The 14,212-nt window shown below is 52.6% G+C and carries 9 protein-coding genes; 6 read left to right on the forward strand and 3 right to left on the reverse strand.

The features are described 5' to 3' along the window. The first annotated feature begins 2 nt into the window (after nucleotides 1-2). From glyQ to GL2_RS06675, 6 genes are all read left to right on the forward strand, one after another. Nucleotides 3-959 (forward strand): glycine--tRNA ligase subunit alpha, encoded by a 957-nt coding sequence (gene glyQ / locus GL2_RS06650; RefSeq protein WP_143729925.1) that lies wholly within the window; start codon nucleotides 3-5, stop codon nucleotides 957-959. Next, nucleotides 959-3,040, forward strand: a complete 2,082-nt coding sequence (glyS, locus tag GL2_RS06655; protein ID WP_143729926.1) for a glycine--tRNA ligase subunit beta — start codon at nucleotides 959-961, stop codon at nucleotides 3,038-3,040. The genes glyQ and glyS overlap by 1 nt, the downstream gene beginning before the upstream one ends. Before the next feature lie 55 nt (nucleotides 3,041-3,095). Then, entirely contained in the window at nucleotides 3,096-3,644 is a 549-nt protein-coding gene (gene gmhB, locus GL2_RS06660; protein WP_143729927.1) for a D-glycero-beta-D-manno-heptose 1,7-bisphosphate 7-phosphatase, read from the forward strand. Between the two features lie 899 nt (nucleotides 3,645-4,543). Continuing rightward, a complete protein-coding gene (locus tag GL2_RS22205; RefSeq protein ID WP_305072786.1) occupies nucleotides 4,544-7,525 on the forward strand; it encodes a S8 family serine peptidase in 2,982 nt (993 codons plus the stop codon). A gap of 35 nt (nucleotides 7,526-7,560) precedes the next feature. Then, complete coding sequence (locus GL2_RS06670; protein ID WP_143729928.1) at nucleotides 7,561-7,788, forward strand: hypothetical protein; 228 nt, start codon at nucleotides 7,561-7,563, stop codon at nucleotides 7,786-7,788. A 321-nt stretch (nucleotides 7,789-8,109) separates the two neighbouring features. Next, on the forward strand, nucleotides 8,110-11,091 hold the full coding sequence (locus GL2_RS06675) for a S8 family serine peptidase (protein WP_143729929.1): 2,982 nt from the start codon (nucleotides 8,110-8,112) through the stop codon (nucleotides 11,089-11,091). Between the two features lie 81 nt (nucleotides 11,092-11,172). Here the strand turns inward: GL2_RS06675 and GL2_RS06680 are convergent, their stop codons facing one another. The 3 genes from GL2_RS06680 to GL2_RS21435 all read right to left on the reverse strand — a co-directional run bounded on the left by GL2_RS06680 (nucleotide 11,173) and on the right by GL2_RS21435 (nucleotide 14,120). Continuing rightward, nucleotides 11,173-12,447: a serine hydrolase gene (locus GL2_RS06680; RefSeq protein ID WP_143729930.1), complete on the reverse strand. Its 1,275-nt coding sequence runs from the start codon at nucleotides 12,445-12,447 to the stop codon at nucleotides 11,173-11,175. Between the two features lie 519 nt (nucleotides 12,448-12,966). Continuing rightward, nucleotides 12,967-13,953, reverse strand: a complete 987-nt coding sequence (locus tag GL2_RS06685; protein WP_143729931.1) for a GlxA family transcriptional regulator — start codon at nucleotides 13,951-13,953, stop codon at nucleotides 12,967-12,969. Continuing rightward, nucleotides 13,950-14,120 (reverse strand): hypothetical protein, encoded by a 171-nt coding sequence (locus GL2_RS21435; protein ID WP_172621080.1) that lies wholly within the window; start codon nucleotides 14,118-14,120, stop codon nucleotides 13,950-13,952. Before GL2_RS21435 ends, GL2_RS06685 begins: the two co-directional genes overlap by 4 nt. Between the last annotated feature and the right edge of the window lie 92 nt (nucleotides 14,121-14,212).

A 14,212-nucleotide genomic window follows, 5' to 3' on the forward strand; every position in this document is an offset into this window, starting at 1 on the left:
CGGTGTCCAAGCAATACGATCTCAGTACCTTTCAGGGACTTATTTTTGCCCTGCAGGATTATTGGGCGCGCCAAGGGTGCGTCATTCTACAGCCTCTGGATATGGAAGTGGGCGCTGGCACCTTTCATCCAGCTACCTTCCTGCGCGCCATAGGCCCGGAAAACTGGAATGCGGCCTATGTGCAACCCTGCCGCCGCCCCACCGACGGCCGCTACGGCGAGAACCCTAACCGCCTGCAGCACTACTACCAATACCAGGTGGTAATGAAACCGTCCCCGGACAACATTCAGGAATTGTACCTCGACAGCCTTCGCGCCATGGGCGTAGATCCGGCGATCCACGATATTCGTTTTGTCGAGGACAACTGGGAATCCCCGACCCTCGGAGCCTGGGGGCTCGGTTGGGAGGTTTGGCTGAACGGTATGGAAGTGACCCAGTTCACCTACTTCCAGCAGGTGGGCGGCATCGAATGCTACCCGGTTACCGGCGAGATCACTTATGGCCTGGAGCGAATCGCTATGTACCTGCAGGGTGTCGAATCCATTTACGACCTGGTGTGGACTCGCAACTTGGATGGCAGCCCTGTCACCTATGGCGATGTTTTCCACCAAAATGAAGTGGAGATGTCCCGTTACAACTTTGAACACGCCGATGTGGAGTTCCTGTTCGCCACCTTCGATCACTGCGAGCGCGAGAGCTCCCGCCTGATCGAGCTGGGCCTGCCGCTACCCGCCTACGAGCAGGTGATGAAGGCCTCCCACGCCTTCAACCTGCTGGATGCGCGCCACGCCATTTCGGTGACTGAGCGTCAGCGCTATATCCTGCGTGTACGCACCCTGGCCCGAGCAGTGGCGCAGGCTTATTACGATGCGCGCCGCGCGCTGGGGTTCCCCCTGGCGGATGAGGCACTGCGTGCGGATATTCTGGCGGAAGACGTCGAGCAAGAGGAGAAGCAGTAATGGCTCAGGATTTTCTGGTAGAGCTGGGCACCGAAGAGCTGCCACCAAAAGCACTGCACAAGCTGATGAACGCCTTCGCCGATGGCATCACCCAGGGCCTGAAGGGCGCCGAGCTGTCATTTGGCGAGGTTAAAGCCTACGCAGCTCCCCGCCGCCTGGCAGTGGCCGTTTTCGGCCTGGCGGACAAGCAGCAGGATAAACAAATTGAAAAGCTGGGCCCCGCAATCAAAGCAGCCTTCGATAATGAAGGCAAGCCCAGTAAAGCCGCCGAAGGCTTCGCCCGCAGTAACGGTGTGACCGTTGAGGAACTGGAACGCAAAGAGACTGACAAAGGCGAACGCCTGGCCTTTATCACTGAACAGCAAGGTGCCGAGAGCAAATCTCTACTGGCGGGAATTGTCGAGAAGTCTCTGGCACAGCTGCCCATCCCCAAGCGCATGCGCTGGGGTCTGCGCCGCGAGGAATTCGTGCGCCCGGTCCATTGGCTGGTAATGTTGTTTGGCAACCAAGTAGTGGATGGTGAAGTGCTCGGCCTCAAGGCCGGAAAAACCAGCCGCGGCCACCGTTTCCACTGCAACCGCGAATTGGAAATTCACTCTGCCCACGACTATGCACAGGTACTGCGCGAACCGGGCTATGTGATGGCCGACTTTGCCGAGCGCCGCGAGACTATCCGCGCTCAAGTGGTCGCCGAAGCCAATAATGTCAACGGCGAGGCTGTGATTGACGATGACCTGCTCGACGAAGTCACCGCCCTGGTGGAGTGGCCCGTAGCGCTCACCGGCCGTTTTGAGGAACGCTTCCTGGAAGTACCCGCAGAAGCCCTGATCTCCTCGATGAAGGAGCACCAGAAATACTTCCACGTGGTGAATGAAGACGGCCAGTTGCTGCCTTTCTTTATCACTGTGTCCAACATCGAGAGCCAGGATGCCGCACAGGTTATCCACGGCAACGAGCGGGTTATCCGCCCGCGTCTGGCCGATGCCGCCTTCTTCTTCGAAACCGATAAGAAAACCAGTCTGGAATCTCGCCGCGAGAAGCTGCGCCAAATTGTATTTCAACAGCACCTGGGCAGTGTTTACGACAAGACTGAACGTGTTTCATCCCTGGCGCGCACCATCGCCGAAAAAACCGGTAGTAACGGCGACTGGGCCGAGCGCGCTGGCCGCCTGTGCAAATCGGATCTGGTCACCGAAATGGTGTTCGAATTTGCCGATATGCAGGGCATCGCCGGTTACTACTATGCAGAGAACGATGGTGAGCCTCTGGATGTGGCCAAGGCCATGTATGAGCAGTACATGCCCAAGTTTGCCGGCGACGAACTGCCCGTCAGCGACACCGGTACCGTGATTGCACTGGCAGACCGCCTGGATACTCTGGTTGGTATCTTCGGTATCGGCCAGCCTCCCAGCGGCTCCCGCGACCCCTTTGCCCTGCGCCGCGCCAGCCTCGGTATTATCCGTATTCTGGTAGAAAAGCGTCTCGACCTGGACTTGCATGAACTGCTGCAGCTGGCCCGCGACAACTACCCGCGCACCGCCCTGGGTGAGTACGACAAGGTCATAGAGCAGACCCTGCAATATGTTCTGGAGCGCTTCCGCGCCCGGTACGAGGACCAGGGCATTGCCACTGAGGTATTTATGGCGGTTGCCGCGCGTAAGTTGTCGCGCCCACTGGATATCGACAACCGCGTCCACGCTGTAAATGCTTTTAGCCAGTTGCCCGAGTCCGGTGCCCTGGCTGCGGCCAACAAACGCGTCTCCAATATTCTCGCCAAGCTGGATACCGCTGTACCGGGCCATGTCGATGAGGTATTGCTGCAGGAAGAGGCGGAGAAGGCGCTGTTCGCCGCCGTACAGGTTGCCCGCTCCGAAGTGGCACCACTGTATAGCGATGCGCTGTTCGCCGAGGGCCTCGCCGGCCTGGCGGGGCTTCGCGAAACCGTGGACAACTTCTTTGACCATGTGATGGTGATGAGCGACGACGAGCAACTGCGTAATAACCGCCTGGCCCTATTGGCCCAGTTGCGTGCGCTATTCCTTGAGGTTGCCGACATTTCCTTGCTGGTACCAACCAAGTAACGGCAATTTGAACCGGGGTATCAAACCCCGGTTCAAGAATAAAGAGCCAGTCACCATGCCAATTATCATTCTTGAGCGCGACGGGGTAATCAACGACAACTCCGACCCCTGCGTTAGATCCGCCACAGAATGGCACCCCCTTCCCGGCAGTATCGAAGCACTGGCGGCCCTCAGCCATGCCGGTTACCAACTGGTGATCGCCACCAACCAGAGCGGTCTGGCACTCGGCCAGTTCGACCTCGACGACCTGGAGGCTATACACTCGAAAATGCGCACCCTGGTGGAGGACGCCGGCGGTGAAGTCGCTGCAATTTTCTACTGTCCCCACGGCCCTAAGGATAATTGTCGTTGTCGCAAGCCCCAAGCGGGCCTGCTTGATGCTATCGAGGCGGAGTTCGATACCAGCCTGCACGACTGCTATCTGGTCGGCAACAAGCTGGCGGACCTGCAGCTGGCGCTGGAAAAAGGCTGCCAACCAGTATTGGTACAATCCGGCGAAGGTGTACTCACCCTTCAACAGTTAGTGGAAAACCCGGATCCTAGGCTGGCAGAGACTAAAGTTTTTAAGGACCTAAAACAGTTCAGTCAATTTGTGCTGGCTTAAAAGCGCCACTATCCATGAGCTTTCCCAGGTTACGAGCTTCCCCCAGCCCCTTTTTTAAATACTAAATTTTCGTAAGCTGGACGCCAATCCCATCACAGTGCACAGCGGGCCAATATGCCGTATTTGTCGGAGATTCCGCCTCAACTTCGGCCCCCACGCAATTTACTTTCGACCTCTCCGGCAACGATGGTAATACCCTACTTACGCACCCTCTCAGGCTCAAATTAACAATCTGTGTAAAGTTAACCTTGAGTTGAGGGGCTTCACCCCCGGTACCCGCACCCTGGGCCCCCTTAGTCACGGCAACGGAGAACAAGTTATTACTGAGGCCGAAGTTATGGTGTGTCCCCAAAAGAAAATAATTCTCTTTGCTGAGAATCGATGAGAATTAAGCTTTTAGAAACCAGTCAACGTCTTCTGCCTTAGCCTTTTTTATTCACAAGACAATCAGCTTATATGGCAAACAAAGATAATGGCTACACCCATGGATATAATAGCTGCAGTGTTCATAAATTCAGCAAGATACCCTTTTTTTGGGAGTTAAATTTAATTACAACATTATTGTTAATTTTCTATTTTAAAAATTGAAAATTTGGACTTACCTATCGGACTTTAATGTCTTTACTGTCTTTCTATTACAGCCTTCGTATTTAAATAGAGATGGATCATTAAATTCAGAACCTCCGCATTGAATTACACGCCATTTTCCTTTAAAAGCTGATAGCAGGACGGGAGTGTCTCTCCTGGTTTTTGAAATATCCAGCAGGCCAGAAATGGACACAGCTTAAAAAATTAACTTCCACCACCTTAATTAAAAAAATATTTTTTTAATTAAGCAGCTGAAGACAACTTTTATTCAAAAAGACCCGCCCTGATAGAAAAATAAAATGGTAATTACAATGAAAAGAACAATTATTTCCTCGCTTCTTGCGGGAATGTTGGCCTCGGCTGGCAGCTTCGCCGACGCTACCAGCGATACCCCCTCTCCCAACCAGGAAAAACGAAAAAAAGTTTTTATTGTTCAACTGGATGGAGAACCGCTGTCTGCCTACCGCGGCACTATCCCTGGCCTCTCAGCCACCAAGCCGGCTTTGCAGCGCAAACTGGATCCGCGTAGTAGCAGCTACCGCCACTATGCCAACTTCCTGAAAACCCGCCGCCAGCGCGTGCTCTCCGCTGTTCCCAGCGCGCGCAAGGTACACGAGTATGAGGCAGCCTTTAATGGCTTTGCCGCGGTTATGAGTGAGAAGGAAGCTGAGGCCCTGCGCAGCCACAAAGATGTAAAAGGTATTTGGGAAGACCGCCTGCTCAAGATGCACACGGATTCCACCGCAGACTTCCTCGGTCTGACACGCATCCCCAGCCCCTGGCTCTGGGGCATCACCGGCGAAGATATTGTTATTGGCGTAATTGATTCAGGTATCCACCCGGAGCACCCGAGCCTTGCAGATAGCCCAACCCCCCGCCGGGGCAATCGTGGAGCTGATATTGCCTACGGACCGGTTCCCGAATCCTTTATCGGCGAGGGTTGTGACTTTGGTAATACCGGATTCAACCCGGATGATGCCGCCTTTACCTGTAATAACAAACTGATCAAAGCTAAAGCCTTCAATACTTCCTTTCTCACCAACAATACACTGGCAGACTACGAGTTTATGTCCGCCCGGGATGCAGACGGGCACGGCACCCATACTGCAACCACTGCTGGTGGTAACTACGGAGTGGTAACGCCAGATGGCCAAACTCTCACTGGCATGGCGCCGCGTGCTCGTATTGCCGCTTATAAAGTTTGTTGGGATGCGCCAGATCCGGATGACAGCGGCTGTTTCTCTTCAGATTCTATGGCAGCTATTGACGAAGCAGTAGCCGATGGAGTGGACGTAATCAACTTCTCCGTGGGCGGTGAAAGCACTGTATTTACCAGTGCTCGTGACATGTCCTTCCTGTTTGCCGCCGATGCGGGCGTGTTTGTCGCAACTTCCGCAGGTAATGACGGCCCCGGCCCGCGCACTATGGGCACACCCTCCGGCGTTCCCTGGATCACTGCCGTGGCTGCATCTGAGGACGACCAAAGCTTCGGAAATGCTCTGCAAGTAGATGCACCCAAGGCTATTGCCGGTAACTACGATTTTCTGGAGGGAGGTGGTCCTGTCTCCCTGAAGGATAGCGGCCTGTTATCCGGACCTATCGCTGTCAGCGAGCCACTGGAAGCCTGCTCGGCGCTGGAAAACCCCGAAGCAATGGAAGGCAAGATTGCCTTGGTAAAACGCGGCGGTTGTTCCTTTACGAGTAAATACAACAATGCCGCTGAAGCCGGCGCCACAGCAATCGTAGTGTATAACGATGGCGCCGATGAAGGCCGTATGTTCCCGATCACGATGTCGGCCCCTGATACCACAATTCCTGGTGTGATGATCAGCTATGCAGACGGTGCCCTGATTGGCGCCAGCTCTGGGATTAGCGGAACACTTGATCCGGAGCTGCAAATCTCCCGTGAAGACCGTATTGCCGAATTCTCCTCACGCGGCCACAATGTTGGCGCACCCGATATTATCAAACCGGATGTAGCAGCTCCGGGAGTCGGTATCCTCGCTGGAACCTCGCCAGTATTGAGCGGTGGTAGCCTGTTTGAATCCCTGAACGGTACCTCCATGGCGAGCCCCCATGTCGCCGGCATTATGGCACTGCTCAAGCAAGCCCGCCCTGACTGGTCTCCGGCGATGGCCAAGTCCGCACTGATGACCACCGCACGCACCGACCTGCTGAAGTCCTTCGGCCCTGAAGCTGCAGATCCGTTTGATTTTGGTGCTGGCGCAATCGTACCTTCCGCCGCCTTCCGTCCAGGTCTGGTTTACGATGCCGGTTTAAATGACTACCTGGCATTCCTGTGTGGCGCCGAGTACCAGCGACAGATTCTCGAGCCCGCAACCTGCGAGGAGCTGGTATCCCTGGGCTACTCCCTCGACTCCAGTGATCTCAACTTACCCTCTATCGGTATAGGTGAGTTGGTCGGCACTCAGACAATCAAACGCCGGGTGACCAGTGTGGCTCCAGGTAAAAGGTGGTACTGGGCCACGGTAAATGCACCGGAAGGCGTTGATGTGAGCGTCCACCCCAAGATCCTGCACCTTAGGAAGGGAGAGAGCGCGGAGTTCGAGGTTACCTTCACCGCGACTGACACTGCCGCTATAAACAAGTGGGCCTTCGGCGATTTAACTTGGAAGTCTGTGGGTGCCCGACAGGAAGTACGCAGTCCGATCGCTGTGCGTCCTGTTCCCCTATCTACTTCCGACCTGGTGAATGTAGAGGGCACTGATGGTGTCCTGGACCTGGGAATGGTATTTGGCTATAGCGGTAACTTCCAAGTCAGCATTAGCGGCTTGGCTGAGGCTGAGGCCGTAGCCAGCAGTATTGAAGACCAAGCTAGTCAAGTGATCTATTTCGATATCCCAGAAGGTACCGAGATGGCACGTATAGCCCTCTTTGATACGGATGTTGGTGACGGTAGCGGCAGCGACGATCTTGATATAACAGTGTATGGTCCCGGTCCTAATGGTCCAGAAGTAGGCGACAGCACATCTTCCACTTCCAACGAGTCTGTCAATATGATGAATCCTGCCGCAGGTCAATATGAAGTGCATGTGGTGGACTATTCCTCTGCCGCGGGCCCCACGCCATTTACCCTGTTCAACTTCAATCTGAGCGGCGACAACGGCAATACTCAGTTGACAGCTCCTTCCCAGGCGCAAGTGGGTAGCAATGACACTGTCAAACTAGAGTGGATGGGTCTTGCACCTGGTACCCGTGCTCTGGGAATCCTTAGCCACGGCAACGGTGAACAGGTTTTTGCTGAGACCGAGGTGATGGTAAATACCCAATAGAAAATAATTCTCTTCGCAGAGAAGCGGTGTGAATTATGCTTTTAGAAACCGGTCAACGCCTTGCGCCTTGGCCGGTTTTTGATTCACATGGAGGCTATACACCCCACCCGGTAAATAAAGACACCGGTTATATTCACAATACATGGCTATCAACCCTTCCCCCGCACCAAATGAGTGCTGCAATATTCAATAATTTATCGCAGATCCTTAAATTTCTTTTAAAAAATGATGTTAAAGGGAACTGGCGCCACAGGCAGGTTTAGCTCACTCAAATGTTAAAGAACCCACAAACATATATGACTTAATTGTATTTCTTTCTAATTCTTTTGTATTTAAATTTGAGTTAAGCATTAAATTCAGTGTCAGCTCATTGAGTTACGCGACATATTCCTTTAAAAGCATATAGCTGGGCGGGCCTGTCCATCTTGGCTTGGGGGAATACCATCAAACCAAAAATGTACATCGCTTGGAGGCAATACTTTGCAGTACCGCATATAACAAAATATATTTTGTTTATACCTGCGGATAGTCCCTACTTCATGCTAAATCCCGCCTGCTACTAAAAATAAAAACGGGACATATCGATGAATAGAAAAATAATTTCCACCCTTCTGGCAGGGATACTGACCTCGGCCAACAGCTTTGCAGAAGCGCCCAAAGACACGCTCTCCCCCAACCTGGAAAAACAAAGGAAAGTGTTTATCGTCCAGCTGGACGGCGAGCCACTTTCTTCCTATAGCGGAACTATTCCAGGACTATCTGCTACCAAATCGGAGGTGCGGCGCAAGCTGGATCCGCTCAGCAGCAGCTATCGCCACTATGCCGACTTTCTAAAAAGCCGCCGCGAACGCGTGCTGTCCGCTATTCCAAGTGCTCGCAGAGTACACGAATACGAAGCGGCCTTTAATGGCTTCGCAGCAGTCATGAGTGAGAAGGAAGCTGAAGCGCTTCGTAGTCACAAAGATGTGAAGGGTGTTTGGGAGGACCGCCTGCTTAAGATGCACACGGATTCCACCGCGGACTTTCTCGGCCTTACCCGTATCCCCAGCCCCTGGCTGTGGGGAATCACTGGTGAGGATGTAATAGTAGGTGTCATCGATTCCGGTATCCATCCTGAGCACCCAAGTCTCGCCGATATCCCGACCCCGCGTCAGGGGAATCGTGGCAGAAATATTGCCTATGGACCCGTACCTGCATCCTTTATCGGTGAGGGTTGTGAATTTGGCAATAGCGAATTCAATCCGGAAGACGCTGCCTTTACCTGTAACAACAAGCTGATTAAGGCCAAATCGTTCTCCGATGCCTTCCTCACAAATAATACCCTGGCCGATTATGAGTTCCTATCTGCGCGCGATGCGGACGGACACGGCACTCACACCGCCACTACCGCTGCCGGTAACTACGGCGTGGTAACACCAGACGGTGAGACCCTCACCGGAATGGCACCGCGCGCTCGGGTAGCCGCGTACAAGGTATGCTGGGATGCACCAAATCCCGATGACAGTGGCTGCTCCTCGGCGGACTCCATGGCAGCCATTGATGAAGCCGTCGCCGACGGTGTCGACGTGATCAACTATTCCGTAGGCGGTTCCAGCACAGTTTTCACCGGTGCTGACGATATTGCCTTCCTTTTCGCCGCTGATGCGGGTGTGTTTGTTGCGACTTCCGCTGGCAACAGCGGACCTGCTCCTGAGACTCTCGGAACCCCTTCTGGCGTACCCTGGATCACCGCGGTAGCCGCAGCGGAGGATGACCAGAGCTTTGGCACCGCCCTGCAAGTGGATGCTCCGGAAGCGGTCTCCGGCACCTATGATGCCCTTGAAGGCGGCGGCCCGGTATCCATGGAGGATACAGGTCTACTGTCTGCCTCCCTAGTGGTGGGGGCACCTCTCGAGGCTTGCTCCGAACTTACAAACTCCGAGGAAATGGAAGGCAAAATCGCCCTGGTGCAACGCGGAGGTTGCTCCTTCACCGATAAGTACAACAATGCCGCCAATGCGGGGGCAGTGGCTATTGTTGTTTATAACGATGGTACCGCCGTGGACCGCATGGACCCCATCGTGATGTCCGCACCGGACACCACTATTCCAGGGGTGATGATTCGCCACACCGATGGTGCCATGTTGGTTGAGCACGCCGGGGCCACAGGTACTCTAGATCCTGAGTTGAAAATCTCCAGGGAAGACCGCATAGCCAGCTTCTCCTCCCGCGGTCACAACGTTGGCGCGCCGGATATTATCAAGCCGGATGTGGCAGCACCTGGTGTTGGCATCCTCGCAGGTACTTCTCCGGTACTAAGTGGCGGCAATCTGTTTGGCACCAAGAGCGGCACTTCTATGGCGAGCCCTCATGTCGCTGGTATTATGGCCCTGTTGAAACAAGCACATCCGGACTGGAGCCCGGCGATGGCCAAGTCTGCATTGATGAGCACAGCTCGCACCGACCTGCTGAAGTCCTTTGGTCCGGCATCTGCAGATCCATTTGATATTGGTGCCGGTGCAATCGTACCCGCCGCCGCCTTCCGTCCGGGCCTGGTCTACGATGCCGGTTTTAACGACTACCTGGCGTTTTTGTGTGGCGCTGAGAATCAGCCGCAAATTATCGATTCCGCCACTTGTGCAGGATTACTTTCTCAGGGGTATTCACTGGATTCCAGCGATCTCAACCTACCCTCAATCGGCATCGGTGATCTTGTCGGCACTCAGACTATCAAGCGCCGTGTCACCAGCGTTGGCCGTGGCCAGAAATGGTACTGGGCTTCAATAAATGCCCCGCAGGGAGTAGAGGTAAGCGTAAACCCGAAAGTCTTGCGCCTGCGCGAGGGAGAAAGTGCCGAGTTCGAGGTTACCTTTACAGTTACTGGAGAAGCGGCTCTGAACGAGTGGGCCTTTGGCGAACTGACCTGGAAATCCGTTGGCGTCCGTCAGGATGTACGCAGCCCGATCGCTGTGCGCCCGGTACCTCTGTCCACTTCCAAGCAGGTTAGTGTCCAGGGCACCGATGGTGCCTTGGACCTGGGCGTAGCATTCGGCTATAGCGGTGAGTACCAAGTGGACATCCAAGGCTTGGCTGAAGGCGTGGCCTTTCCAGGCAGTGTCGAGGATGGCGATAACCAGCTGATTTTCTTTGATATCCCCGAGGGCACCAAGCTCGCCCGTGTAGCTCTGTTTGATGCTGACGTAGGTGATGGCAGCGGCAGCGATGACCTGGATCTGCAAGTCTTCGGTCCCGGTCCAGGCTTCCCGGAAGTGGGGACCAGTGGCTCACCGACTTCCGCCGAGTCGGTCGACCTAATAAACCCCACATCTGGGCAGTATGCGGTATTCGTGGTGGATTATGCTTCTGCGCAAGGCCCCACGCCGTTCACTCTGTTTAACTTCAATCTGAACGGTGACACTGGCAATACTCAATTGACCGCTCCTTCCCAAGCGCAGATGAACAGCAGTGGCAACGTCAATCTGGAGTGGATGGGTCTAGCTCCGGGTACCCGTGCCCTGGGCATTCTCAGTCATGGCAACGGTGACGAGGTATTTGCCGAAACCGAAATTATGGTGAATACACAGTAGAAAATATTCTACTCCGGCAATCTGACGGAGAGAGTTATGTTTTACAAAACCGGCCATCGCTTTTTGCCCTGGCCGGTTTTTTTATTCACAATCCAGCTCGCTTCGCTGACGAATAAAGGCAGTTGCGATATCCAAGGAAACACTGCCAAAATCCCAAAAGACTTCCGTTTTTCGATTGGTATTCACTGCCACAGACAAGTTGTAATCCGGCATAACCATCAGCCAACTTTGACTTCCGCGGCTAACACCGCCGTGATTAGCGAAACGCAATAGCCCCACCCCGGGTATTTCTTTTTCGCGAATACGCCAACCAAGTGCATAGTTCTGCTCATTCACTTCGCCGCTGGCAAGCTTTTGTGGGGTCCAAAATATTTTGCGTGTTTCAGGGCTTAAGTAACTATTATCAAGGTAAAGAGCACCAAGTTTTACCAGATCACTAGGTGTAGAGATAAACCCACCTCCAGGGAGGCGATGGCTTAAATCCACGGGACGCCATTCGCGGAGGCGTAGTTTATTTCCAGACAAATCATTACTCTTGTAGAACAGGGCAATATTTCGCTCCGGGTTTCCATTTTGCGGTGAGACCTCTGTGTTATTCATGGAAGCAGGAACAAAAACCTCTTGCTCCATGACATGCAGATAGCTTTTCTTTTCAGCTCCAGCCAAAACTGCTCCCAGTAGAACAGTACCCAAGGTACTGTAGTAAAAATCTGTTCCAGGCTGGAATAACAATTGACTATCATCAAAAATCTCAAGGGCTCGATACATATTGTCGTAGTGACTGTTAAGCGCCAAGGTTTTGTACAATCCAACCCAATCAGTATTTCTCTTGTAGTGGGGCAAGCCAGACATATGGGAGGCCAGCTGGCGAGGGGTTATCGTCTGCCAGGCCGGATTGGGCAGAGGTTCCAAGTAGTTTGAAATTGAATTATCCAGATTGATACTTCCGTCCTGTACCAGGCGGGCCAGAGCTGTTCCTGTCAGGGCCTTGGAAGTACTGCCGATACGAAAGCGGGTCTCGGGGGAAGCGGGAACTCTCTCCTCTAAATCCTGCCAGCCAGATGCGCCGGCCCAGACAACTTTGCCACAAGCTGAAACTGCCGCGGAAATTGCTGGAGCGCCAATCTCCGCCCGGTGCTTTTCTATTGCCGCAAGTGACTGTTGTGCCGCCTGCTGAAGTCCATTGTCATAAAGCTTCTGTGTAGACGGAGCCTTATCAGGTAGGGCTATCCAACCAAGGGGGCTGAGTGGTAGAGAGCCTAGCGACCAGGCATAGAATTGGTAGACAGGCCACAGCAGGTAGCCAACAAAGGCCAGTACTAATATGCTACCCAGCCAAATTTTTTTATTATTCATAGCACTTTTCCACAGATTATATCGACAGACGGCAGTAATTTTGAGCAGCTATCCAAGAAAAAAGTCTTACATAGAAACTAAAGTTGTAAGGGACGTAGTTACGACGAATACTGACATTATGGAGATGTCCAATTACCCACTTGATGGTGTGGTCACAATATTGTCCTGGCACCTACAGAGCAAACTTCAGACTTTAAACTGCAATCTTTTTACAGCCCAATATTTCATTTATTATTTTATGGTTGACACTTCCATCCTAACATCCACAGGTCAAGTGCCTCCCTTTAAAAATTCCTTTATCACCGTGCGAAGATGGATTAATTTTAACTTTAAGTTCAAGGATAATTAATTTTTCTAAAATTAAATATCCTTCTTGAATACGTAGATTCCAATCTATGGATTTCCGTTTTATCACGAATAATTTAACTGCTAAATCTAATTTTAAATCGCTCAAGAACTATTTTGTTAAAATAACTTCCTGGTAAATGCTAAATTAATCAGCGTGTTGATACTTCAAATCTAATGAAAGCGCCGGCGGAATTCACCGGGAAGTATGCCCTTGTGCCTGCGAAAAGTACGTCGCAATTGCTCCTGGGATTGGAAGCCACAAAGCCAAGCTACTTTTTCCTGTGAAAGGTTCTGCTCGGAAAGCAATTGGCAGGCCTTTTCCACCCGAATACTCTCAACAAAACGCGCTGGAGTTACCCCCAACTCCCGTGAAAAGCAGCGGGCGAAATTACGGGGGCTCATAGCGGACTCCTGCGCAAGTTTTTCTACCGTAAGAGGCTCTTGCAGATTTTTATAGATCCATTCCACTAACCCTGAAAATCGATCACTTTGCAGTTGGTTCATCAAGTAGCTACTGTACTGCTGTTGTCCTCCATCGCGCTTTAAGTAGAGCACCATAATCCGCGCGATCGCCAACGCCAGACTACGCCCGTGATCTTCTTCGACCAGCGCCAAGGCGAGATCTATACCAGCGGTTACCCCTGCTGATGTGTAAATTTTATCGTCGCGTACGTAAATCGCATCCGGGTCCACTTGGATGCCTGGATACTTTTGTAATGCAGCTGTGTCTGCCCAGTGAGTGGTAGCGCGATGACCATCCAATAAACCCGCTTTGGCCAGGATCATCGCACCAGTACAAATGGAACCGAGCCTTTCTACGCGTGGTTCCTGATCAACCAGCCATTGCATAAACTCTGTATTGTTACGCAGTACATCGTAACTTGTCGGGGGACCACCGCTCAGTAACAAGGTGTGGATACCTTCTACCTCCTGAAATCCATAGTCCGCATAAAGCTTTACTCCCGAAGCCGTGCCCACAGGACCTGCACTCTCGGCAAGGATCTGGGTAGAGTAAAAGTCATTGGTGTAGCGCCCCTCCTCGCGCAGCTGGTGGTTAGCCAGGGAAAAGACCTCCAGTGGACCCGTCACATCGAGACTCGATGCTCCGGGGTAAATAACCATGGCGACTTTTAGAGAATGATCCTTAGGGAATTTCATGGGGGGTCCACAATACCAATTAGGCAAAAAATGACTTGCTGGCGGGAAATTCTGCCGTCTACCTGGGAATTTACCAGTAATTCATCGGGATTAAATACCGTGTAACCAATAACCTGATTGGAACCCGCTGACCATACGTTAATAACTACTCTTAAGTAAGTAGTCACATACTCTGTTATTCCTTTCCTTGCTATTGCTTTTATTTCTACTTATCCACAATCGCAAGTTTTATCAGGCCACCCTCTTGGGTCTGTGGACA

The organism is Microbulbifer sp. GL-2 (assembly GCF_007183175.1).
Taxonomy (GTDB): Bacteria; Pseudomonadota; Gammaproteobacteria; order Pseudomonadales; family Cellvibrionaceae; genus Microbulbifer.